Here is a 23030-nt window from a genome sequence, read left to right on the forward strand (position 1 = left end):
GTTTTGCGTCATCTGCGTGAGGTTGTTTCTCGCAGATGCCGCAGGTTTCTATTTCTCACCCTTGATAATAGAAGATTCATTATCCGCACTATCGTTTATGCGCTTTGAAGATTCCCTGTATTTTTTACCATACGAGAGGTTCAGCGTGAGGTTTATGCGAATGAGATTCCTTGTTTCATTAAGATATTCATAGCGTTTATAGGGAGCTATGCTTGAATAGTTCTCTTGGGCGGAAATATGTTTCAGGGAAAATAGATTCAGGACATCGGCAGACAGGCCGAGCTTTTTAGTCTGATAGCCAACCGACAGCATTTGGCCGTCTTCATACCGATAGAGCGTTTCTCCCCAGAACCTGTCCTGAACATTCTTGCGGAACTGCCATCTCACAGTGAATTGCTTGTAGTATGCAGAAATCTGCCCTCCATAGTAGGGTATTGTTTTGTGGTGGGTGTATTGGTTGCCGTTGCTTTTATAGAATTTCATACCGGCATAGACCTTGAACGAAAGCAGATTGCCGAAAGGCAGACCTCCGTATTCCAGTTCCACATTGTAGTTCTGGAAATTTCGGTGGTTTTCCTGAGTTCTTACCACCTTTCCATTCTCCAGATATGTACTTTCCATAATCGGAGACTTTGAATAGGTTTGATTCAGATAGAAGGCCAATGCCGTTTTGGGGAATTTATAATTGAATACCAACGCATTATAGAAATCAACCTGCGGCTTGAGGTCAGGATTTCCTCTTTGTATCTGTATGAAATCTATTTCCTGTGAATAGTCGGAAATGGCCGACAGCGTAGGCATTATATTAGACACGGAACCCTGATAGCGAAGTTCGATTTTCGGAGAAACGGTATAGCGTATGAAAAGCGTCGGACGGACGGTAAAGGTGCTTTGCTTCTGTTCTCCCACTTGCATCCACCGCTGGTTCAGGCCGATGCCCACACGACTGTAAAGTTTGTTCCATCCCCTGCCCCATTGTGCGTAGGAGTAAAGGTTGGACAGACGCAGGGCCGTATGATGCTTCTGTGTCATATCGTTGCTGAGATAATCGTAGTCGCTTTGTGTAAACTGCTGGCTGAAGTTTGCCCCAATGGTCAGCGTGCCCCAATCCTGCCTGTTCTCATATAGTTGTGACAGCACATAGCCTTTCTGGGTCTCACGGGCATTGCTGCTGAATTGGCCGGATTTGCCTTCGCTGTCCGTCTCCTGATACAGACGGTTGTATTTTCCTTTGTTATATTGACCGGATAGACTCGCTGCATATAGCTGATTTTCTCCTATGGGCAACTGTATATATAGCTGTGAATAGGGATTTGTGGCCGATGATTTCGCATTGTCGTATAAGCTGAGGGTCGATTTCTGATAGCGCAGGTCGCTGTTCCATTCCTTGTAGGGCGCATTCTGAAGGGCAGTTCCCAGCGAAAGGTTGATTATTTTCTTGTTCTTCTGATAGTTGTAATTGAGCCGTATGTTGTGATTGTCGTATTTGAAACGTCCCGGACGTCCCAGTTCGGTTCTCGAAAGTTTCTCATCCCGTAGCTGAAAGTCCTCTTCATATTCCCTGCTGAGATGTTTCCAGTTGCGGTATGCCATATTGTAGTCTAATGCGAACTGACTGTTTCCGCGGTTGAATTTCAAGGAAATATAGTCCTCCCCGAAGCGTGTCAGAAGTCCCTGCCACAAAGAAAGGTAGGCCCTTGCGCCAACGTTGTCGTCTTTTGTTATAAAGTCCAGCACCACATCTGCATTGCCATACCGTGCTTCCGGCGTGTCGTGGTATTCAATGCGCTGTATGATGTCCGGCGACAGTGCGCTTATTTCAACGGCAGAAACCTCTCTTCCGTTGAGCAGCACTTTCACGCTTCCCCCGCCGTTCAGTGTCAGGCTTTTTGTGAGTGGATCAACATTTATCCGCGACAGGTTCATCTTGTCGAGCATAACCATAGCGTCCGGACTGTTTCTTTGAAATTCATTGGGAAAAATGCGCTTGCTTCCATTTTGAAAACTTATGCTGCTTCCCACTACGGCAACTTCGTCCAACGTGGTAAGACTGCTTTTGAGGAACATCGTCCCAATGTTCAGATCCTTCGCTATGCGGTCTATCTTTATCGTGTCAGCAGCGTATCCTATATGCGATGCAACCACATAGTAGGCGTTGTTTTTTATGAGATTCGAGAACTCGAACGTTCCTTTTTGTGTTTGTACGGCAGAAACGGCCGTATTGTCTTTTGTGTAGAGCCGTACATTGGCTTCAAGGGTGTCGGCATTTTCTATGAGGACTTTCCCCCTGATGGAATACTGGGCATTTATGTTGCTGAATGTGCAGATAGCGAATGCGAGCAAGACAAGTCGCTTCATCTTGACTATGTTTTGAACATCAAGTAGTTTTTCCATAATTATGTAAGGTCTGATTCAGAACAGAACGTTTATTCTGCTGTTTTCAATGCAATATTAATCAAAATATTTTAATTTATCAAATTTTCGGGGGGGGGAGATTGTTTAAAATTAACATTTATCTCTCTTATAATGTCAAGTTGGTTGTTTCTCACAGATTGCGCGGATTACGCTGATTCATTTTTTATTTGTTTGTGGGATTGGCGTGAACGGCGAATGGGATGTATTTGTCTCTCACGGATTTCACGGATGCACAGATATTGTTTTTCCCCACAGAGGAGGCAGGCCTTCTCTGTGGCAGCATATTATTAAAACGAAATCTGTGTATCTGTGCGCTCTGTGAGAGATTCCTGATTTGCGTAATCTGCGCAATCTGCGAGAAACAACCTCACGCTGATTTCGCAGATAACGCAGATTTCTCTAAAATCGTTCCCATTTTTTTGTTTGCGATTCCTGATTCACACCACCTGCGAGAGCCTTGAAATCTGCGGGATTCATTCTTCGCAAGAATGCAATCCGTTCTTCGCAAGATTGGCGGGCGTTTGTGCGAAGATTGCAGCGCGTTTGTGCGAAGAATGGAAAAGGGAGGAAATGAGGACGATTTTAGAGAATTGTTGGTTTGTGTTTTTATATATTTAAATAAAAGTGTGATTATTTAAAATCGGGAGGGTGGGGAGAGGAGGAATGCGTGGGAAGTGTCTAATTTATAGGCAGTGGTGTCTATTTTTTAGACACACGGGAAAAGATGCTTTTCGGATAAATATCTGATTATTAGTGAGATAAGTTTTTGGCACGCACTTGGCATTTGTTTCTGTATATGAAAAGAACTATCTACATATTGCTAATAGGGCTTGCGACGGTTCAGGGCAAGGCGCAGGAAACGTGGACGATGGACCGCTGCATCCAGTATGCCGTGGAACACGCCAACGACATCCGTCGGCAGAGAATGCAGAACGAGCAGACGGCATACGACGAGAAAACGGCGAAGATGGCGTTTCTGCCCACGGTGGGCGCACAGGTTTCGGGGCAGTACAGCTGGGGACGCAACATCGACCCGGAGACCAACACGTACAACACCATTACCACGTTCAACAACTATTACAGCATTGCGGCGGAGGTAACGCTCTTCGACGGAGGGCGGACGCTCAACGCTTTCCGACAGGCGCGCCTCGCCAGAGCCAACAGCGCGGCGCGGATAGAGAAACTTGCCGACGAGAGAGCCATACAGGTGATGACGAAATTTGTAGAAGCCATATACAATCTGAAGAGCATCAGCCTTGCTGAACGGAAACTTTCGGACAGCAAGGCTCTGCTCCTCAAAACCCGAAGGCTCTACGAACTGGGCGAGAAGGCACGCCCCGACGTGGTGCAGATGGAGAGTCAGGTGGCCGAGGACGGCTACAATCTGCTCCGTCAGCAGAACGAGGCGCGCCTGTCGCTGCTTGCGCTGAAGTCGGAAATGAACTTCCCGGCGGGGGATTCGCTCGCGCTCGACACCACGGTATATATGGATAAGGTGGCGTCCGAGACGGCCGGTGCGCTCTTCGAGAGCTTCCGGTGCGATGCGCCCGACGTGAAAAACGCACAATACGACGTGGAGAACGCCCGCTACAACTATCTCATCCAGCGTGGCGAACGGCTCCCGAGGCTCTCCTTGGGACTGGGAATCTCCACCAACTACTATAAGAATCTCTCTCGGGAGGGCCGCAGTTCAGAGGCATTCGGCCGGCAGTTGAGCAACAATCTGGGCGAATACGTCTACCTGTCGCTCTCCGTTCCCATCTTCAATCCCGCCGTCTGGCGTTCCGCCCGAAAGGCAAAGACCACTTGGCAGCAGGCACAGGTGGCACTTGAGGAGACACAGAGGAAACTCCGCGACGATATTTCGAGAGCCGTCATCGACCGCGACGGCTGCCTTGCCGAGGTGCGCCAGATGCGGAAGAAGGTGGAAGCCGACTCGGTGGCGTATCATCTGTCGCACAGGAAATACGAGGAGGGAATGCTTTCCACCTTCGACCTCCACACCTCGGCGCAGACGCTGCTGCAAAGCCGCATAAGACTGCTGCAGATGCAACTGACGCTCGGAATGAAACAACGATTGGTAAACTATTATAAAGGCAGAAAACTATGGACATCGAAATAAAGAAAAAGAAGTATCTCATACCCCGGAAGTACTGGATTTGGATTGCAGGAGGCGTGATTCTCGCGGGTGCCATCCTGTGGCTTGCGCTGAACAACGTTTCCTCCACGCTGAAAGTGGAGCGCAGGGGACTGAACATAGGCGACGTGAAGCAGGCGCAGTTCGACGACTACGTGAGCGTAGACGGCAACGTGGTGCCTATTCAGGTGGTGCAGATCTCGCCCGAGGAGGGCGGCGTGGTGCTCGAGAAGGTGGTCGAGGAAGGGCAGCACGTGGCAAAGGGACAGGTGCTCGTGCGGCTGAGCAACAGCAATCTCGACCTCGAGATACTCAATGCCGAGAGCGAGCTTGCCGAGAAGCAGAATATGCTGCGCAACACGCAGATCACGATGCAGCAGGAACAGCTCAGCACCAGCAACGAGGCGGCGCAGCTCGCAATGGACGTACAGGCCAAGAAGCGCAGCTACGGCCATCAGACCGCGCTGCACAAGGAGGAGCTGAACAGCCGTGAGGACTACCTGAAGGCGAAGGAAGACTACGAGCTTGCCGTGAAGAAGAACCGGCTCATTCGGCAGCGCATCAGCAAGGATGCACAGCTCCGCCACTCGCAGATGGACCAGATGAACGACAATCTGGCGTCGATGATGCGCAACGTGCAGCTCGTCAGGCAGCGGAAGGAACGGCTGAACGTGCGCTCGCAGATTGACGGCGAGGTGGGACAGCTCGACATAGAACTGGGACAGAGCATATCGCCGGGACAGAAAATCGGCGTGATCAACGACCTGAGCGACTACAAGGTGGAGGCGAAGGTGGACGAACACTACATAGACCGCGTGCATCAGGGTCTCACGGCCGTGTTCGAGCAGAACGGAAAGCAGTATGCCCTCACCGTGAGAAAGGTGTTTCCCGAGGTTAAGGAGGGTCGCTTCAAGATAGAATTCGTGTTCAGCGGCAACCGTCCTTCCAACATACGCACCGGACAGACCTACTACATCGACCTCAAGCTCGGCGAATCAAAGAAGGCCGTGCTCATTCCCAAGGGAACGTTTTACAGCGTTACGGGCGGAAACTGGATATTCGTGCTCGACAAGGACGGCCGGAAGGCCTACCGCCGCAACATCCGTATCGGACGCCAGAACCCCCAGTACTACGAGGTGCTCGAAGGACTGGAGCCCGGCGAGCGTGTCATAACGAGCGGCTACGAAAGCTACAAGGACAACGAAGTGCTGATTCTGAAATGATGGGAGAGGAAATGGGAGATGTGAGATGGGAAATTGAAAATGTGAGATGGGAAAAGTGAAAAGGGAAAATGCGAAAAGGGATGTGAAAGCCTTTGCAGCTCGAACTGTTGTCTTTAACTTCCTTAACTCCTTTAACTCCCTTAACTCCTTCAAATGTCTTAATTTCCTTTAACTCCTTTAACTTCCTTAACTCCCCCAATATAAAAAACATACAGATATGAAAGAGATATTCAACCTCAAATCCTACTTTACCTTCCTTTCAAGGAACAAGCTCTACACCTTCATCAATGTGTTCGGACTGAGCATTTCGCTGATGTTCGTCATTCTGATTGGCGTCTACATCTGGCAGGAGAAAGGCATCGACCGTCAGCACCGCGATGCCCACAGAATCTACACGTTGGGAATAGACTTTAAAGAAGACGGCGAGAGGGCACTGGGATTCCACCACGCGGCACTGAAACAGTTCGGAAAGCAATATCCCGAGGTGGAAAACACCTGTGGATTCGTGGTAAGCACGGTCAGGCTGAAGAAAAACGACAATTACTGCAACGTCAGCGTGATGCTTTCAGACTCCAGTCTGTTCTCCGTCTTCGACTTCCCGCTCATCGAGGGCAACAGAACCACCTGCCTGAAAGAGAAGAACAACGCCGTGATAACCGAGCATTTTGCCAACAGATGGTTCGGAACGGAGGACGCTCTCGGCAAGGAAATAGTATGGAACGACAGCATACGCTTCCGGGTTTCGGGCGTAGTGAAGAACTTCAGCAACACCATCGTGAACAAGGACGTGGAGGTCATCATCGACTTCTCGTGGAACAAGTATCTGAACCTTGCCGATACCGACGAGATGTTCCCCACAATGATAAACACCACCGGCTGCAGTGCTTTCCTGAAAGTGAGGGAAGGCACGAAAATGATGGGCAGGGAAAAGGAGTTCAAAGACTTTCTGAGCACCTTCTGGCCGACCTTTGGGAATGAATCCGACGGACTCAGCCCGATTCTCGTGCCGTTGGACGAGCTTCATTTCTCAAAGCTCGAGCCCTTCAACGAGAATCTGAACCTCGGCGACGAGCACACCGTCAGCCTGCTTTTCACGGTCGGACTTGTCATCTTGCTCTTTGCCATAATGAACTACATCAACCTCACCGTGGCGCAGGCAGGCTACCGTTCGCGCGAAATAGCCACCCGTCGGCTCTTCGGTGCCAGTCGGAAGGGTGTCGCCGTCCGACTCATCGTGGAGAGTACGCTGCTCTGCCTGCTCTCGCTTGCCGTTGCCATACTGCTCTCGCTGCTCTCTGCCCCGGCGGCCGAGCGTCTTATAGGCTGCGATATGGAAATGGAACTGCTCTGCAATCCCGTATTTGCGGGAATAGCCGTCATCGGAACGGCCGCCATAGGCTGCCTTTCGGGCATCATTCCCGCCAGCGTGATGTCGAAGGCAAAGCCCATTGAGGTTGTGAGAGGCACTTTCCGGCACAGGACAAAGATGTTCCTGAGCAAGATTTTCATCATCGTCCAGAACGTGATAACCATCGTGCTGCTGGCAAGCGCGCTCATTATGTCGCTGCAGATGCGCCATCTCACACAGGCACCACTGGGCTTTGAGACGCAGAACCTCATCTGTCTGACACAATACCACGCCTTCTCGGGCAAGGACTACCGCCTGTTCGTGGAACGGCTGAGGAAACTTCCCGCCGTATCGATGTTTTCGGCGTCGAGGGGCACACCACAGGACGGAGGAAACAACTACACCATTGTGGAGAAAGACAAGTCGTATCCCTTCCAGCTCATCACGGCCGATGCGGACTTTATGAAGATATACGGACTCTCGCTGAAGAACGACCTGCACGTAAACCACTGTCCGAAAGTCTTTGCCAACGCTGCCGCCCTGCAGGCTTTACGTATGAATCCGTCCGACCGGCACCTCAGCAGATACTACAAGGAGTACGGATTTACCGATTCCGCCGGGAGAGAGGCATTCGGCGGAACGCTCAGCGACCTGCATCTGGTGAACATTCTCTCGGATTCCCACAAGCCCTTGCTGCTGAGAATTGAAGACAGGGTGGACAGTCCGTGGTCGCTCACGATCCAAGTGAAGGGCGATCCGGCAGAGGCATACGGAGAAATACGGAAGCTTTTCGCGGAAGTATTCCACGAGGAACTGGACGAGAGCCATCCGTTCGTGGACAAATGCATAGAGCAGCAGTTTGAGAAAGAGCTGCGCACGGCGCACGTCGTGTCCCTCTTCTCGCTCATCGCCATCCTCATATCGATGCTCGGACTGGTGGCAATGTCCACCTACTTCATCCAGCAGCGCAACAAGGAAATCGCGCTCCGCAAGGTCTTCGGCTCAACGGGCAACCAGATACGCCGGAAACTCATCCGGACGTTCCTTGGCTACGTGGGCATAGCCTTCCTCATCGGCGCGCCGCTCTCGTGGTTCCTCATTTCGGACTGGATCAGCGCATACAGCTACCGTATCGTCTGGTGGCCGTGGATCATCGTTTCGGGCATCCTCGTCGTGCTCATAGCCATCGGCTCGGTGGCGGTGCAGAGCTACGTGGCAAGCAATGAAAATCCGGTAAAACACTTAAAACAAGAATAATGATGAAAAAAACAGTTTTGACAATGGCGGCAACGGCAGTTCTCTGCCTGTCGTCGTGCATAGTAATCGAAAGAGCCGACCGTGAATCGGAAGTGAGAGTGCGGAAGGAATACAGCATCGAGGGCTTCAGCGCGATAGAAGCCTCGGCGATGGTAGACGTGAAATTCGTGCAGACACGAGGCAGGGAATATGCCGTGAGAGCCGAAGGACCCGAAAACATCGTCGCCCTGCTCTCCGTCCGCAAGGAAGACGGCGTGCTGAAGGTGGGGCTGAAGAAGCATTCCTACGTTACGCTCAGCAACACGAGCCTGAACATTACCGTCTTTGCGCCCGAAATGACGGGGCTGAAGGCCAGCGGCTCGAGCGAGATTGAGGTGGAATCGCTCCACGCTCCGAACCTCGTGATAGAAACCTCGGGATCGGGCGAAGTGGAGATAAAGCAGCTCGATACCGACAGGCTCAGCGTGGTTTCGCACGGAGCGTCGGACGTGAAACTCGCCGGCAGGGCGCATTCTGCCTCCTTCAGCAGTTCAGGCTCGTCGGCCATCAAGGCGGCCGACCTTGAGGCAGCCGACGTGGAAGTGAAGGCTTCCGGCTCGTCGGACATCCAATGCCACGCCACGAAGACCATCCGGGGCAGCGCAAGCGGCTCGAGCGACATCAAGTACAAGGGCAGCCCCGCCGTGAAGGACTTCGGAAAGACAGGCTCTTCCGAGATAAGCAGAATAGGGTAGGACGATGCGCGAATTGCAATCGTGCGAAGATTGCATTCCATTCTTCGCACGTTTGCAACCCGTTTCTGCGAAGATTGCGGCGCATTCTTCGCAAGATTGGAAGCAGAGATTTCTGTCCCTGATTTTCAATGGTTTACAAACCTTAAAATATTAAACACAACGAAAAAATACGTGTTATGCAAATAATGAAATCAATTGTCAGCGCGGTGCGCAACCTTCCACGCAGAGGGCAGCACAACGTAGTGAAGATTCTCTGTCTGACGCTCGGACTTGCCGTCAGCGCAGTGATTATTGCCGAAATCTATTACGAGCAGACCTACAACCAGTCGTTCCCCGACTACGGGCGCATCTGCCGTGTCAGCGAAGGCTTTCAGATGAAGGAACAGGAATATATGGAGGCCGACCAGACGCCGGGTGGCGTGGCTCCGCTGATGCAGAAGACCATTCCGCAGGTGGAGCTCGCCACACGTGTGAATCCACTGACCACCGGCGAGGTGGAAACCACCGACAGGAAACGGCTCAAGGCCAACATCTGGCTCGCCGACAGTTGTTTCTTCAGAATGTTTCCCGCACGCATCATTGCCGGCGATGCCGAAAAGGCACTTCGTGAGCCGTTCCATTGCGCCGTAACACGGTCGTTTGCCGAACGGATGGGGGGCGACGTGCTTGGAAAGCAGCTCAGCCCGCTCGAGGTGGCAGGGCTGAAGTTTACCATTGCGTGCGTCTACGAGGACTATCCTTACAACTCTTCTTTCCACGGGTACGACGTCATCGGCGCGCTCAACTCGCAGAGATTCTTCGGTTTCGACGGCTCGTCGAATCTCTTGGGCAACGACCGGTACCACAGCTACGTGAAACTGCGCCCCGGCGCAGACCCCGAGGCACTCCGTCCGCTCATCGGGAATATGATGAAGACGCACTTCCCGATCAAGGAGATGGAGCAGGCGGGCGTGAAGCTCGACTTTATGCTCACGCCCGTGTCGCGCCATTTCACGGAGAAACAGAACGTGAAGCAGATGTTCTGGATTCTCTCGCTCCTCGCCTTCGTCATTCTCTCGGCCTCGGTGCTCAACTATGTGCTCATCGTGGTGGGCAATATGATGAGCCGTGCCCGCGAAATGGCAGTCAGGAAATGCTACGGCGCAGCCCGTTCCGACCTGTTCAGCATCACCTTCGGCGAGGCACTGGTGCACCTTCTGCTCGCCGTCGCACTGGCATCCGTCCTCCTTTTCGCCGCCAAGGGCAGCATCGAGCAGATGCTCTCGGCACCGCTGGGCGTGCTGATGTTCAACCGCGGCGCATGGATACTGGTGGCTGTCGCGCTGATTGTGCTCCTCATCGGAGGCATCGTGCCCGGCATTCTCTTCAACCGTATGCCCGTAGCCATCGCCTTCAGGGGCTATGCGGAGGCGCGCCATCGGTGGAAGGTGCTGCTCTTGGGCGTGGAGTTCGCAATGGTCAGCTTCCTTCTGGGCTTGCTCTGCGTGGTCAGTATGCAGTACAACCACACCCTTAACTTCGACTTGGGCTATCGGTGCGGCGGCATTGCCGTGGTGGAAATGGAGGAACTGTCGCCCGGCGAGCGCGAAACGGCTGTGAACGAGCTGCGCAATATGGGGATAGTGGAGGAGATTTCGGCGTGCAACATCCTGCCGTTCTACGGATGCAGCGGCAACAATGTTACCGTGCCCGGCGAGCAGGAGCAGCTCTTCAACATTGCCGACCTCTATTCCGTGGCCGACAACTACTTCCCGATGCTCGGCATTCCCGTCATTGCCGGAAAGACTTTCGACCACCATTCCGACAGTCTGCGGCAGGTAATGGTAAGCGAGAGCTTCGCCAAGAAGATGCTCCGGCTCCGTGGATGGAAAGACGTGGTGGGCAGGAAAATCATCATTTCCGAGCATAGCGGTAGCGAGAACAAAGACGCCATTACGATTGTCGGCGTTTACAGGGACATACACTTGGGCGATGCGCAGAGCAACGACCTCGACAGACCGTCCGTAATCTCCTATCGCCGGGCGTCGGATGCGATGAACAACTATCTCCTCGTCAAACTCTCCGCCTTCAGTCCTGAAAACCTGAGCGAGGTTCAGAGCCGATTGCAGCGTCTTCTGCCCCACAAAACCATCATAGTGAAGAGTCTGGAGAACGAGAAGAACCTGCAATACACATCGACGAAGAGCTTCAGAAACGGCGTGATGGTGGCGAGCCTCGTTACGCTCCTCATTGCCCTGATGGGGCTTGTGGGCTACGTGAACGACGAAGTGAACCGCCGGCACAAGGAGATTGCCATACGCAAGGTGAACGGTGCACGCATTCAGGACATCATCCGGCTCTTCCAGCGGGGCATAATGCTCACGGCAGTCCCTGCGGCCGTCGTAGGTGCGCTCGCCTCCTACTTCGTCTCTGCCTACTGGCTCCAGCTCTACGGCAACCGAATCACGCTCTCCCCGTGGCTCTTCCTCCTTACCGTCGTCTGCGTGCTGCTCATCGTGGCAACCATTGTGGCGGTGAACTGCCGACGGGTGGCGAACGACAATCCTGTGAACTTTCTTAAATGTGAGATGTGAAATGGGAAAGGTTAAATGTGAGATGTGAGACGGAAAATGTGAGATGTGAGATGTGAAAAGGGAAATGTAAGATAGTCTCTCGAGCTATTGTCTTAACTCCTTTAACTTCTTTCACTCCCTTAACTCCCTAAAATGTGAAATGTGAAATTGAAAATGTGAAAAGGAAAATGTGAGATGTGATAATATGCAAGCCCTTGCAGCTCGAACTGTTGTCTTTAACTCCTTTAACTTCTTTCACTCCCTTAACTCCTAAACCCCCTCCCTTAACTCCTCAAGTCCCTCCCTTAACTCCTCAAAATAAAAAAAATATACCAACTATGATCAAAGTAGAAAATCTTAGCAAGTCATTCCGCACAGAAGAGGTGGAGACGATTGCACTTAACAACGTAAGTTTCAATGTAGAAGACGGCGAATTTGTAGCCATTATGGGTCCTTCGGGCTGTGGCAAGTCTACGCTGCTCAACATTCTGGGTCTGCTCGACAATCCAACGGGTGGCAAGTATGTACTGGGCGACAAAGTAGTGTCCGACCTCAAGGAAAAGGAACGCACCGACGTGCGCAAGGGCGAGATAGGTTTCGTCTTCCAGAGTTTCAACCTCATCGACGAACTCAACGTGGAGGAGAACATCGAACTCCCCCTTACCTATCTCAATATGCCCAAGGCAGAGCGCAAGGAAAAGGTGCGCGAGATAATGAAACGGATGAGTATCACCCACCGTGCCAAGCACTTCCCCCACCAGCTCAGCGGCGGACAGCAGCAGCGCGTGGCGATTGCGCGTGCCGTGGTCTTCGGTCCCAAGCTCATTCTCGCCGATGAGCCTACCGGTAACCTCGATTCCAAGAACGGCGCGGAAGTGATGAATCTCCTGAAGGAACTCAATCAGGAGGGCACAACCATCGTGATGGTAACCCACAACGAGCACGATGCCAACATAGCCCACCGCATCATCCGCCTCTTCGATGGTGCCATCGTGAAGGAATAGTAGCGTGGTCGCGAAGGAATAGTGGTGTGGTCGCTCGCAGATCTTGCGAACCCCACAAATTAAATCAGCGCAATCTGCGCCATCTGCGAGAGCCATTTCTCGCAAATTTCGCCGATTACGCTGATTCATTTTTATCCTTCTGTGCCGCTTATGAAGTAATCGCTCGCCGATTTCGCAAATCCCTCAAATAAAATCAGCGTAATCTGCGCTATCTGCGAGAGACTTTTTCTCGCAAATTTCGCCGATTACGCTGATTCATTTTTATCTTTCTGTGCTGCTTATAGGGTAATCTCTCGTTGATTTCGCGAATCAGGAATCTCTCACAGATGGCACAGGCGCACAGATTTCAAGTTAATAGTATGCTGCCACAGAGAAAACGAAGTTTTCAATGATGGCACAGATTTCTGCCGCCATAAAACTTCTTTGCCACATTTTGCCCAAAGACTCTGTGCCATCCTTGGAGACCTGCCTCCTCTGTGAGAAAAAACAATATCTGTGCCTCTGTGCAATCTGTGAGCGATAAAAACATCCCTCCCGCCGATAACGTAAATCCTGCAAATGAAATGAAAAACGAATCAGCGTAATCTGCGCCATCTGCGAGAAACAATCCTCACGAAAATCCACCGATTTATAATCTGCAAGAGAAGTTCGGGAGGCGTTGAGGCTGATTTATCCCTTGAGGGCGAGGTTGTAGTTGTAGTACTTTGTCTGCCCCGTGATGTCTTCAATCACTTCGATGAACGGAGGGAAGTTCACGTCTTCGTTTTCAACGATGCCCTTCGTTTCGAGAATCTGCAAGTCTTTCATCGGCTCAATGTAGGTGTCGAGCTCGAAGAACTGGCCCTGCCAGATGAAGGTCTGGCGCGTCTTGCGTATGGTCTGGCGATAGGGGTCGGCCTGACGGAGGAGCGACTCGTAGAGATTGTTGTCTATCTGACGCTCGGTCTCCACCTGATCGTTGTTGCGGAGCGTCTTCTTCGTGGTGCGCACGTTCACGGATATGCCGTTCAGTGTGCGGCGGCGCAGGCGCACCTCGCTCTTGGGCTCGGATGTAAGATAGGTCTGGGTAATTCTGCTGGTTATCGCACCGGGGATTTCGCCCGTCAGACGGACGATGTACTTGCGCTCCTCGACGGCCTGACGGGGGATTTCCAACACGTCGGAGATTTCCTGAAGCACACGTTCGAGCTTGGTTTCAAACTTCTCGTGGTTGTTGATGACGCGCAGACGGGGATGACCGGACCATGCGTGAATCACTTTCTTGTCGAGTTCGCGTGCCAGTTCCAGTCCCTCGGTGCGCTCCTTGTTGGTTTCAGTCGTATAGAACTGCTCTGCGCCGTCGGCGGCACTCACTAAGTGGAGCACGGCATCGTATCGGGAGCGCAGGGATTCCGTGTTGGTGCCCACCGAGGAAGTGATTTCCTCCCATAGCTCGGGCTTCATATAGGCCGATATGTCGAGTGTGCCGCGGTCGCAGACCACGAGTACGGGCTGCGCTATCGTCTCGGCCATCCGCTGGAAACGGTCTTCCAACGCCATCTGCATCTCAAGGGTGGCCTTCTCTCCCTCGTAGAAGAAAGCCCTGTTGTCCGTGAGATAGTCCATACCTGCCTGAAGAAAGATGGTGGGCAGTTCAGGAATGATGAACACCTTATAGCCGAGGCTGGAGAAGTGTTCCATAATTTTCACCAATGCAGTGGTTTTTCCTGCACAAGGTCCGCCTGTCAGTACGATTCGTTTCATTTGAATGTCTTCCGAAACCCCTCCAAACAAAGAGGGAATGTATTAATGAAAAGTAAGTTGTGCGCCCCTGTATCGTTCCGATTTTCGCCCTGAAAGGGGGAAGGGTACTTTAACTAAAAAAATCCCCATCACCATTCCGGTGAAAGGGATTGTTGTTATAATTATGCTTTACAGTGCAAAATTCAACATTTTGATTTTCCACAGGGGAAAACGGGATTATTCTGCTGCCGGAGCTTCCTCTTCAGCAGCCGGTGCTTCAGCTACGGGAGCTTCAGCAACTTCCTCTGCCTTTGGCTCTGGCTGGTTCTCTGCAACTACTGTTACAGGGAGCTTAACTTCCACTTCCTTGAAGAAGTGTACAGTAGCCTCGAATGTACCCACCTTCTTGATGTCGCGCATTGTGATGATCTTGCGATCAACCTCGATGCCCTTCTTAGCCAATTCTTCAGCAACGATGGCAGCGTTTACCGAACCGTATGTTGCGCCGGTAGCCGATACCTTTGCAGCGATTACGAGTTCCACGCCCTCGAGCTGTGCGGCACGCTTTTCAGCCTCGCTCTTCTTTGCGGCAATCTTTGCAGCCTGCTGACGGAGGTCTTCTGCCAACTGCTTCTTTGCAGATGCAGATGCGATAACGCCCTTGCCTGTCGGGATGAGGTAGTTGCGGCCGTAGCCGTTCTTAACGTTCACGATTTCGTTCTTGTAGCCAAGACCGATGATATCTTCCTTAAGTATAATTTCCATATCTTTAGCCTCCTTTTTTATTTCATCAAATCGGTTACGTATGGAAGCAGTGCAATCTGGCGGGCACGCTTAACAGCCTGTGCCACACGACGCTGATACTTCAGGGATGTTCCGGTAATACGACGTGGAAGAATCTTGCCCTGTTCGTTCAAGAACTTCTTGAGGAACTCGCCGTCCTTGTAGTCGATGTACTTGATACCGCTCTTCTTGAAACGACAGTACTTCTTCTTCTTCGTGTCGATAGACGGTGCGGTCAGATAACGGATTTCTGTAATGTTCTGCTCTGCCATAATTAAGCCTCCTTTTTAGATGCCCATTTAGCACGACGCTTCTCAGCATAGGCTGCTGAATACTTGTCCTGCTTAACGGTAATGAAACGAATAACTCTCTCGTCGCGGCGGAAGCCTGTCTCGAGAGTGTTGATAACTGATGGCTCTGCGTTGAACTCCAGCAGTGCGTAGAAGCCTGAAGACTTCTTCTGGATGTTGTAAGCCAACTTCTTCAAACCCCAGATCTCTTCGTTCAAGATTTCAGCACCGTTGTCGGTGAGCAGTGTCTTGAATTTAGCGACCGCTTCCTTCATCTGTTCATCAGACAAAACGGGAGTCAAAATGAAAACGGTTTCGTATTGATTCATACTACGTTATAAATAAATAATTAAAAATATTAAGCATCTGCTTTCGCATAATGCGGTGCAAAAGTACCACTTTTTTATCAACTGACCAAATATTTTCCACAACTTTCTCCGGAAAACATATCCGTTGTGCTCATCATTGGCGAGATTAGGAATGGATATTTGATACAATTCCCAGTCTATGGGGCGATTCCGCAAGTGATACAAGGGAAGTCTTAATCCGGAATCTGGAAAAATTTGGATAGAATTTTACCGATTGGAGTCACGCTCCAATCGGTAATCAGGGATTTATTCGACAACCACCTTCTTGGTAGTGTTGCCGGAGCTGATCACGTAGATGCCGGGGGCGAGCTGCGACTTGAGGTCGCCGAAGGTTACGTTGTAGGTTGTGAGCACCTGCTTGCCGGTAATGTCGAATACGGTGGCAACGGCACCGAGGTTCTCATCGGCGTTGAGGCTTTCAATTCCGGTAGCTTCCGTGTTGTTCACGCTGAGCGCGATGTACTTGTCGGCAGCACCGCGGGATGCAATCTTCACGTAAGCCTGATGAACACCCACTTTGTCGGACTTGAAGGAAACCCTGAACTTGCCGCCGTCCTTTGTGAGAGTAGGAGTGGAAACCTTGAACTTGCTCTTGTTCGGCCCCCCCACGGTGAGCTTGATGTCCTGCGTGATGTTTTCTGTTTCGATGGTAATCTCGTCAGAAATACATTCCTTGTTCAGAGTTGCCGTGTATGCCAGTTCCGTTGCAGATGGTTTGAGCAATGGAAGGTCGGTGCGGCCGTAGGTAACGTCGTCTATATAATAGGTGGCAGAGTTGCTTACGCCACGCTTGCTGGCAAATCCGAAGCCGATGAAGAACACACCGCCGTTTACCTTCTGACCGGAAAGGTCTACGTGATATTCGTTCCATTCGCCTTTCTCGTCCTCTGTATCAGGGAGATTGAAGCCGCTCAGCTCTTGTGAGTAGAGTGTGTCATTCTGGAAATCCAGCAGATAGACACCGAAGTGGTCTTTCATATTGTTCTGCAGATAGTCGCCGCGGACACGGAGTGTCATCATCTTTGACGCCGAGTTCACGAAGTCGAGTGGAGGAGTGATGAGCATCATCTTGCAGTCTGACTCGTTTCCAGGCTCCACCTTTGAGTCGAAAGGAGTAACTTTTGCAGTGATTTCGTTTGGTTCAGCATCGTATTCAGGGAATTTGTAGCCCCACCAAGCACGGGTGCCTGCGAGTGCAACGTTTGTCCAACGGTCAAGGGCAATCGGTTTGTTCTTCTCCACGGTGTTGAAATTCTCGTTCAGCAGCTTGAGAGGGTTTTCCGCGCTGAGCGTGCTGATGTCTACGCCTTCCTTCTCCTCAACGGTAGCGGCCGGAGTTGCCGTGCCCGAGATGGGATAACGCTGTTCGGTGAGACCGTAGGAAGAAACGATGATGGTGTCTTTAAACTCGCCCTCGCTCGTCGGCTCGAACGAAACCCTTATCGTGCCGGGATAGTTCTTATATATAGAAGAGGTGCTGAGCTTGAACACCTTGTTCTTCTTTGCCAGAGTTACGATGGTGTTCTCTGCCATATTCTTGGTGTTGAACTTCATAGTCTGCTCGTGCTTCTTGCCAACTTGTGCATTGAAGGCGGCGAGAGGGCTGGAAGTCATCGTTACCGTTGGGGGATTGTCCGGGTCGATGGCGATGCCTTCCAGTTTGATCATCTGGCTGAGGGTAGGCATTTCGTCTGTCTCAATCATCAGGTTGGCCTTGTGGCTGCCGATGGCAGTAGGCTTGTAGCTGATGGTAACGGGCGTTGTGGCCGAGCCGGCTGGTATCATCGTAGGGCTTACTTCAAAGAATTTTCCCTGTGTGCCTGCCGTTCGGAGCGTTACGGGCATTGTGGTGTTCTCGGTAGTGATGTTGAAAGTCGCCATCACGATAGTTTCGCCCACTTTGCCCTCGGCTCTTGTGAGCGACGGAGTCTCGATGCTCATTGACGGAGCTTTTGCTTGTGCCATCACGGTTTGCGGCACAAGTGCCAGACCGCCGACTGCTGCTGTTGCCATAAGGCAAGAAGCATAGAAAGGTAGAAATTTCTTTCTCATACGTTAAATTTTTGGTTAAATATTAATATTGCATTACTTCCAATACGTTTCTGTTCGCGAATATATACTGAAAGGTTAATTTGCTGCATAAATTCTACTGGTTTATCAGGTATTTCTGCTGAATAGTGATAATGTGGTAGGAGAATGCAAAGATAGCATAATTTTGCAAAAATCCGTTCAAAATGTAAAGAAAAATGGATGTAAGCCGTATTTTTTTTGTTTTTCTATGCCTTTGCGGGACACTATTGCCGAATTTTCGGGCAAAAGCTGCTCAATATGACTTGCTGAATGCAGGTTGTGAGAGGATGATTCGGTGCTGAAGAGGATGAAAAATGGGTGCGTCTTAGGATAGATGTCCTGTCGTTTGTCAAAGAATCTGCCTTGCCGAGTTCGTCAGAGCCAAGTGCATTGTGAGCAGAAAAAAAGAAGCGGTTTGCAATCTTCGCAAAAACGCCTTCCATTCTTCGCAGAAACGCACTGCAATCTTGCGAAGATTGTAACGCATTCTTCGCAAGAATGAAAAATGATGTTTTATGTGTTGATTTTCAGTTGTTTGCAAAGTGGATAACAGATGACACTTTGTATAACTATAAATCATTGAATGACGAAGATTGATGCTGTTTCCGAGGGAGTATTTTTTTTCTTTGCTTGCCTGCGAATCTGCGAAAACAAAAAAGGATTGCCCGATGAGAGTAATCCTTTTAGTTTTGATTCAAGTGGAATTTCTGAGAGCCTCTTGTCGGATTCGAACCAACGACCCCGAGATTACAAATCACGTGCTCTGGCCAACTGAGCTAAAGAGGCAGGTGGGCAAGCTGTTCTTATCGCGCCGCTACAACCTAATACCCTTGCTATGTTCCCATCCTGGGGGATTCAAAGGGAGCTGGCCGTAAGAGACTTGCCCGTGTTTGGCTGTTCATTTCTGAAAAGCGACTGCAAAGATAGCAATTAATTTCGGAACAGTTGAAGGGAAAGGGGATATTTTTCTGATTTTAACAAAAAAACATAATTTTGACAAAGAGTACCTTATATATAATATTATTTGATTAATTTTGCAGAATGAATTACGACGAGATAAAGCAATTACGCACCTACGCCCGATACGACGGCGTGTATTTGGGAATCATCTGGATGGCGAGTTTCGCTTGTTTCCTGGCGATTACGTGGCAGGGTATGCTGCTGATGTGCAGTCTTCTCCTGATGCTCTACTCCCCATTCTTCGTCGCCTCACGGCTGAAGAGTTTCAGAAACGAGGCTCTGGGTGGCGTCATTTCGTTCAAGAGGGCATTGTTCTATTGCATAAGAGTCTTCTTCAACGGCTCATTTTTGTTTGCAATGATGCAGTGGGTGTATATGAGATTCATCGACAACGGGAAACTGCTGAATATGGTTTCCTCGGTCATTAACGTGCCCGAAAACGACCAGTTGTTCAAGGCGATGGGCTTGAACCGCGGGGAATATCTTCAGGTTCTGGCATTAATGTTCGAGCCGTTCGCCTTTGCCGCGTCCAGTTTTATCCGAGGGTGCCTCTTCGGAACCATTCTCAGCTTCATAATAGCAGCCATACTGGCGCGCACGATTAATACAAAACAACAATATTCATAAGATATAAAATGGACATTTCTGTAATAGTGCCTCTCTACAATGAGGACGAAAGTCTGCCCGAACTCCACGCTTGGATTCGCAGGGTAATGAAGGTTAATCACTTCACGTATGAGATTATCTTCGTGAACGACGGCTCTACGGACGAGAGTTGGGACGTGATAGAACGCCTTAGCCGTGAGGACGAGAACGTGCGCGGCATAAAGTTCCGCCGCAATTACGGCAAGAGCCCGGCTCTCTTCTGTGGTTTCAAGGCTGCGAAGGGCGACGTGGTCATCACGATGGATGCCGACCTGCAGGATTCCCCCGATGAGATTCCGGCACTCTACAAGATGATCACCGAGGAGGACTACGACCTCGTGAGCGGCTACAAGCAGAAACGCTACGACCCTCTGACGAAGACCATTCCCACAAAACTCTTCAACGCCACGGCGCGAGCCATCAGCGGCGTGAAAAACCTGCACGACTTCAACTGCGGGCTGAAGGCTTACAGGCGGGATGTGGTAAAGAACATCGAGGTCTACGGCGAAATGCACCGCTATATTCCGTACTTGGCCAAGGAAGCCGGCTTCGGCAAAATCGGCGAGAAGGTGGTTCATCATCAGGCGCGCAAGTACGGCAGCACGAAATTCGGTATCAACCGGTTCTTCAACGGCTATCTGGACCTGCTCACGCTGTGGTTCCTTACCAATTTCGGCAAGAAACCGATGCACGTGTTCGGTCTGCTCGGCAGTTTCGTGTTCTTCATCGGTTTCATTGCGCTGACGTGGCTGCTCGGCGAAAAGGTCATCGACCTCTGCAACGGCGTCTACGGCGACCTGCTCTCCGACCACGCGTCGTTCTACATCGCCCTCACGGCAATGCTGCTCGGCACGCAGCTCTTCCTTGCCGGCTTCATCGGCGACCTTATCAGCCGCAGCAGCGCGGGCAGAAACGAGTATCAGATTGAAAAGATGCTGAACGTGGAGAGCTAAGCGGCGGGTGTGGAATGTGAACGAGTCGGCAGGGCCGATGAAAAGAGAGGATTCAAAATGATTTTTCGCAAACAGACAATAGCCTTTTTACTGATGGCAACAGCCGTGAACCTTCTGTTCGTGGCTTGTTCGGAAGTGAATTGCCCGCTCAACACTACGGTGTATTCGCAATATGCTATGAAGGGCGACACGCTGAACGACACGCTCACCGTGATAACCTTGCGACCCGACAGCAACGATGCCGTGATGGTCAACAGGCTTGTGGGGGCGCGGAGCTTCTATCTGCCAATGAGCTATGCGCACGATGCCGACGAACTGCTCTTCCTTTACACGGACACGGCAGGCCGTCGGATGCTCGACACCGTTACCGTAATGAAGACAAATCAGCCCCATTTCGAGAGCGTGGACTGTCCGGCAGCCTATTTCCACACCATCACGGGCGTGAGCCACACGAGGAACCGCATCGATTCCATCGTTATCAACAATGCAAACGTAGACTATGATGAGACGAAACAGCATCTTTACATATATTTCAATTCCGGCAATTAGCCTCCTTTCGCTGCTCCCCTCCACGGCTGACGCACAACGGAGAAAGCCTGTTCAGGCTGCCGAGAAAGACACGACACCTCTTTTCCGGGGCATTTCCGTCGGGACGGAACTCATCGGACCGATACAGACGATGCTGAGCGGCTACGGACAATACGAAGGAATGGTGCAGATAAACCTCAAGGACAGATTCTTTCCGGTGGTTGAAATCGGTATGGGAAAGGCCGACAAGCAAGACGACATTACGGGAATCAGCTACAAGACCAGTGCCCCTTACGGCCGAATAGGCTGCGATTTCAATGTAGCGAAAGACAAGCACGACATCTATCGTGTGCTCGTAGGTGCCCGTGTGGCGTACACCTCTTTTAAATACGACATATCAAGCCCCGGTGTTTCAGACCCCGTGTGGGGGACGAAGACGGACTATTCTGCCGCAAACGTAGCCGGAAACTGCCTCTGGGCAGAACTGGTGGGCGGCGTGAATGCGAAAATCTGGGGACCGCTCCACCTCGGATGGACGGTAAGATACAAGACAAGGATTCACAACAAGGACGGTGAGATAGGTGCGCCGTGGTATGTTCCGGGCTTCGGACGTGGAGGCTCGTCGCGAATAGGCGCAACCTTCAACGTCAGCGTGGCATTTTGAATCGCTCCATCATAGCCGTGCGGCAGTCCCGCTCTCCGTTCAAAAATCAAGATTATGGTTCAGAAAACTAAGAAAAAACTCCTCTGGCAGTTGCCCTTTCTCGCAGCACTGATTATAGGCACCGTCTTCATCGTGCGGCAGCAGCGCACTATGCCTTATCAGCACAACGAAGGCACCGTGTTCGGCACGTATTATCAGATTACGTATCAGAGCGACAAGGACCTTCACGAGGAGATTCTTGCCGAGTTGCAGAAGGTGGACAACTCGCTGTCTACCTTTAACAAAGAGTCCGTTATCTCGAAAATCAACAGCAACCGTAACACGAAACTCGACGAGATGTTCGTGGAAGTGTTCGACCGCGGAAAGCAGATTTCCGAAGACACCGACGGCGCATTCGATATGACCGTCGCACCATTGGTAAACCTCTGGGGCTTCGGCTTCAAGACCGACACGATGCCCACGAAGGCAAAGGTGGATAGCATCCGAAAGTTTGTGGGCTATGAGAAAGTCTCGCTCGTAGGGAAAGCCATCAGAAAGACCGACCCCCGCGTGATGATAGACTGCTCGGCAATAGCCAAGGGCTACGGAACGGACGTGGTGGCACGTTTCCTCCGCGCCCGCGACGTGCGGAACTTTATGGTGAACATCGGCGGCGAGATGGTTGTTTCGGGCAACAGCGAGAAGCGTGTGCCGTGGAATATCGGAATAGAGAAGCCCGTGGATGACAGCGTAACAGTGAGCAATGACTGCCAGACCATACTGAACCTGACCGACAAGGCGATGGCGACGAGCGGAAACTACCGCAACTTCTATTATAAGGACGGCAGGAAATACGCCCACACCATCGACCCGAAGACGGGCTATCCCGTGCAGCATTCGCTCCTTTCGGCCACCGTGATCGCGAAAGACTGCGCCACAGCCGACGCCTATGCCACATCGTTTATGGTAATGGGAATGGAAAAGGCGAAGGCATTGCTCGAGAAGCACCCCGACCTGATGGTGTATTTCATCTATTCAGACGACAAGGGCAACCTGAAAGAGTGGTACAGCCCCTCCTTGGAAAAGAAAATCGTGAGGTAAGGAGAGGTTATCCATATAAACTCATCTGCTGATTATTTTATGTCTTTCGGTTAGAGTAAATCCCGTGCATCAATCATTTTTCAGTCTTTTTAAGTAGCTGAAAATCAGGTTGTAAAGCCATTGTTTCCAAACGTGCGAAGAATGCGTTCCATTCTTCGCACGTTTGCTTTCCATTTTTGCGAAGATTGAAATGCGTTCTTCGGTCATTTGCAAATCATATCTGAGTTCGGTCTTCTTCTGTGCTCAGACAATATTTCCCGTAAAGTTGCGTTAAGGAGTATAAGTATTACCTGTATT

General features: G+C 51.1%; 17 protein-coding genes and 1 tRNA gene. 11 read left to right on the forward strand and 7 right to left on the reverse strand.

Annotated features, from left to right (window positions below; genetic code table 11):
• Positions 1 to 48: 48 nt before the first annotated feature.
• Positions 49 to 2394, reverse strand: a complete 2346-nt coding sequence (locus tag P150_RS0104075; protein WP_231477572.1) for a hypothetical protein — start codon at positions 2392 to 2394, stop codon at positions 49 to 51.
• Between the two features lie 817 nt (positions 2395 to 3211).
• Here P150_RS0104075 and P150_RS0104080 point away from each other — a divergent pair.
• From P150_RS0104080 to P150_RS0104105, 6 genes are all read left to right on the forward strand, one after another.
• The gene (locus P150_RS0104080; RefSeq protein WP_028896591.1) at positions 3212 to 4537 is read left to right on the forward strand and encodes a TolC family protein; all 1326 of its coding nucleotides are present in this window, start codon (positions 3212 to 3214) and stop codon (positions 4535 to 4537) included.
• Positions 4522 to 5775 (forward strand): efflux RND transporter periplasmic adaptor subunit, encoded by a 1254-nt coding sequence (locus P150_RS0104085; protein WP_028896592.1) that lies wholly within the window; start codon positions 4522 to 4524, stop codon positions 5773 to 5775. The genes P150_RS0104080 and P150_RS0104085 overlap by 16 nt, the downstream gene beginning before the upstream one ends.
• Positions 5776 to 5992: 217 nt before the next feature.
• On the forward strand, positions 5993 to 8380 hold the full coding sequence (locus tag P150_RS0104090) for an ABC transporter permease (protein WP_028896593.1): 2388 nt from the start codon (positions 5993 to 5995) through the stop codon (positions 8378 to 8380).
• The gene (locus tag P150_RS0104095; protein WP_081819274.1) at positions 8380 to 9114 is read left to right on the forward strand and encodes a head GIN domain-containing protein; all 735 of its coding nucleotides are present in this window, start codon (positions 8380 to 8382) and stop codon (positions 9112 to 9114) included. Before P150_RS0104090 ends, P150_RS0104095 begins: the two co-directional genes overlap by 1 nt.
• A gap of 185 nt (positions 9115 to 9299) precedes the next feature.
• A complete protein-coding gene (locus tag P150_RS0104100; RefSeq protein ID WP_155952923.1) occupies positions 9300 to 11687 on the forward strand; it encodes an ABC transporter permease in 2388 nt (795 codons plus the stop codon).
• 317 nt (positions 11688 to 12004) lie between these two features.
• Positions 12005 to 12670: an ABC transporter ATP-binding protein gene (locus P150_RS0104105; protein WP_028896596.1), complete on the forward strand. Its 666-nt coding sequence runs from the start codon at positions 12005 to 12007 to the stop codon at positions 12668 to 12670.
• A 669-nt stretch (positions 12671 to 13339) separates the two neighbouring features.
• On the opposite strand, the gene P150_RS0104115 is transcribed toward P150_RS0104105, so the two are convergent.
• The 6 genes from P150_RS0104115 to P150_RS0104145 form a co-directional block, all read right to left on the reverse strand.
• The gene (locus P150_RS0104115) at positions 13340 to 14413 is read right to left on the reverse strand and encodes an AAA family ATPase (RefSeq protein WP_028896598.1); all 1074 of its coding nucleotides are present in this window, start codon (positions 14411 to 14413) and stop codon (positions 13340 to 13342) included.
• A 216-nt stretch (positions 14414 to 14629) separates the two neighbouring features.
• On the reverse strand, positions 14630 to 15157 hold the full coding sequence (rplI, locus tag P150_RS0104120; RefSeq protein WP_028896599.1) for a 50S ribosomal protein L9: 528 nt from the start codon (positions 15155 to 15157) through the stop codon (positions 14630 to 14632).
• 17 nt (positions 15158 to 15174) lie between these two features.
• Positions 15175 to 15447 carry a 30S ribosomal protein S18 gene (gene rpsR, locus P150_RS0104125; RefSeq protein WP_028896600.1) on the reverse strand — a complete coding sequence of 91 codons (273 nt, stop codon included), beginning with the start codon at positions 15445 to 15447 and terminating at the stop codon, positions 15175 to 15177.
• 2 nt (positions 15448 to 15449) lie between these two features.
• A complete protein-coding gene (gene rpsF / locus P150_RS0104130) occupies positions 15450 to 15794 on the reverse strand; it encodes a 30S ribosomal protein S6 (RefSeq protein WP_028896601.1) in 345 nt (114 codons plus the stop codon).
• A gap of 285 nt (positions 15795 to 16079) precedes the next feature.
• The gene (locus P150_RS0104135) at positions 16080 to 17885 is read right to left on the reverse strand and encodes a T9SS type A sorting domain-containing protein (protein WP_028896602.1); all 1806 of its coding nucleotides are present in this window, start codon (positions 17883 to 17885) and stop codon (positions 16080 to 16082) included.
• A gap of 730 nt (positions 17886 to 18615) precedes the next feature.
• Positions 18616 to 18689, reverse strand: a tRNA-Thr gene (locus tag P150_RS0104145).
• A 255-nt stretch (positions 18690 to 18944) separates the two neighbouring features.
• Here P150_RS0104145 and P150_RS0104150 point away from each other — a divergent pair.
• From P150_RS0104150 to P150_RS0104170, 5 genes are read left to right on the forward strand one after another with little or no spacing between them, the layout of a single operon-like run.
• On the forward strand, positions 18945 to 19490 hold the full coding sequence (locus P150_RS0104150) for a DUF4199 domain-containing protein (RefSeq protein ID WP_028896603.1): 546 nt from the start codon (positions 18945 to 18947) through the stop codon (positions 19488 to 19490).
• 8 nt (positions 19491 to 19498) lie between these two features.
• The gene (locus tag P150_RS0104155; RefSeq protein WP_028896604.1) at positions 19499 to 20461 is read left to right on the forward strand and encodes a glycosyltransferase family 2 protein; all 963 of its coding nucleotides are present in this window, start codon (positions 19499 to 19501) and stop codon (positions 20459 to 20461) included.
• 57 nt (positions 20462 to 20518) lie between these two features.
• Positions 20519 to 21010 (forward strand): DUF6452 family protein, encoded by a 492-nt coding sequence (locus P150_RS0104160; protein WP_036932064.1) that lies wholly within the window; start codon positions 20519 to 20521, stop codon positions 21008 to 21010.
• Positions 20961 to 21653, forward strand: a complete 693-nt coding sequence (locus tag P150_RS0104165; RefSeq protein ID WP_028896606.1) for a DUF6048 family protein — start codon at positions 20961 to 20963, stop codon at positions 21651 to 21653. The genes P150_RS0104160 and P150_RS0104165 overlap by 50 nt, the downstream gene beginning before the upstream one ends.
• Before the next feature lie 54 nt (positions 21654 to 21707).
• The gene (locus tag P150_RS0104170) at positions 21708 to 22733 is read left to right on the forward strand and encodes an FAD:protein FMN transferase (protein ID WP_028896607.1); all 1026 of its coding nucleotides are present in this window, start codon (positions 21708 to 21710) and stop codon (positions 22731 to 22733) included.
• The last annotated feature ends 297 nt before the right edge of the window (positions 22734 to 23030 follow it).

The organism is Prevotella sp. HUN102 (assembly GCF_000688375.1).
In the GTDB taxonomy this organism is placed as follows: domain Bacteria; phylum Bacteroidota; class Bacteroidia; order Bacteroidales; family Bacteroidaceae; genus Prevotella.

Excerpts from the sequence above, each read along its gene's own strand:
- P150_RS0104075 (WP_231477572.1), bottom strand. The coding sequence starts at position 2,394 with ATGGAAAAACTACTTGATGTTCAAAACATAGTCAAGATGAAGCGACTT.
- P150_RS0104080 (WP_028896591.1), top strand. The coding sequence starts at position 3,212 with ATGAAAAGAACTATCTACATATTGCTAATAGGGCTTGCGACGGTTCAG.
- P150_RS0104085 (WP_028896592.1), top strand. The coding sequence starts at position 4,522 with ATGGACATCGAAATAAAGAAAAAGAAGTATCTCATACCCCGGAAGTAC.
- P150_RS0104090 (WP_028896593.1), top strand. The coding sequence starts at position 5,993 with ATGAAAGAGATATTCAACCTCAAATCCTACTTTACCTTCCTTTCAAGG.
- P150_RS0104095 (WP_081819274.1), top strand. The coding sequence starts at position 8,380 with ATGATGAAAAAAACAGTTTTGACAATGGCGGCAACGGCAGTTCTCTGC.
- P150_RS0104100 (WP_155952923.1), top strand. The coding sequence starts at position 9,300 with ATGAAATCAATTGTCAGCGCGGTGCGCAACCTTCCACGCAGAGGGCAG.
- P150_RS0104105 (WP_028896596.1), top strand. The coding sequence starts at position 12,005 with ATGATCAAAGTAGAAAATCTTAGCAAGTCATTCCGCACAGAAGAGGTG.
- P150_RS0104115 (WP_028896598.1), bottom strand. The coding sequence starts at position 14,413 with ATGAAACGAATCGTACTGACAGGCGGACCTTGTGCAGGAAAAACCACT.
- rplI (WP_028896599.1), bottom strand. The coding sequence starts at position 15,157 with ATGGAAATTATACTTAAGGAAGATATCATCGGTCTTGGCTACAAGAAC.
- rpsR (WP_028896600.1), bottom strand. The coding sequence starts at position 15,447 with ATGGCAGAGCAGAACATTACAGAAATCCGTTATCTGACCGCACCGTCT.
- rpsF (WP_028896601.1), bottom strand. The coding sequence starts at position 15,794 with ATGAATCAATACGAAACCGTTTTCATTTTGACTCCCGTTTTGTCTGAT.
- P150_RS0104135 (WP_028896602.1), bottom strand. The coding sequence starts at position 17,885 with ATGAGAAAGAAATTTCTACCTTTCTATGCTTCTTGCCTTATGGCAACA.
- P150_RS0104150 (WP_028896603.1), top strand. The coding sequence starts at position 18,945 with ATGAATTACGACGAGATAAAGCAATTACGCACCTACGCCCGATACGAC.
- P150_RS0104155 (WP_028896604.1), top strand. The coding sequence starts at position 19,499 with ATGGACATTTCTGTAATAGTGCCTCTCTACAATGAGGACGAAAGTCTG.
- P150_RS0104160 (WP_036932064.1), top strand. The coding sequence starts at position 20,519 with ATGATTTTTCGCAAACAGACAATAGCCTTTTTACTGATGGCAACAGCC.
- P150_RS0104165 (WP_028896606.1), top strand. The coding sequence starts at position 20,961 with ATGATGAGACGAAACAGCATCTTTACATATATTTCAATTCCGGCAATT.
- P150_RS0104170 (WP_028896607.1), top strand. The coding sequence starts at position 21,708 with ATGGTTCAGAAAACTAAGAAAAAACTCCTCTGGCAGTTGCCCTTTCTC.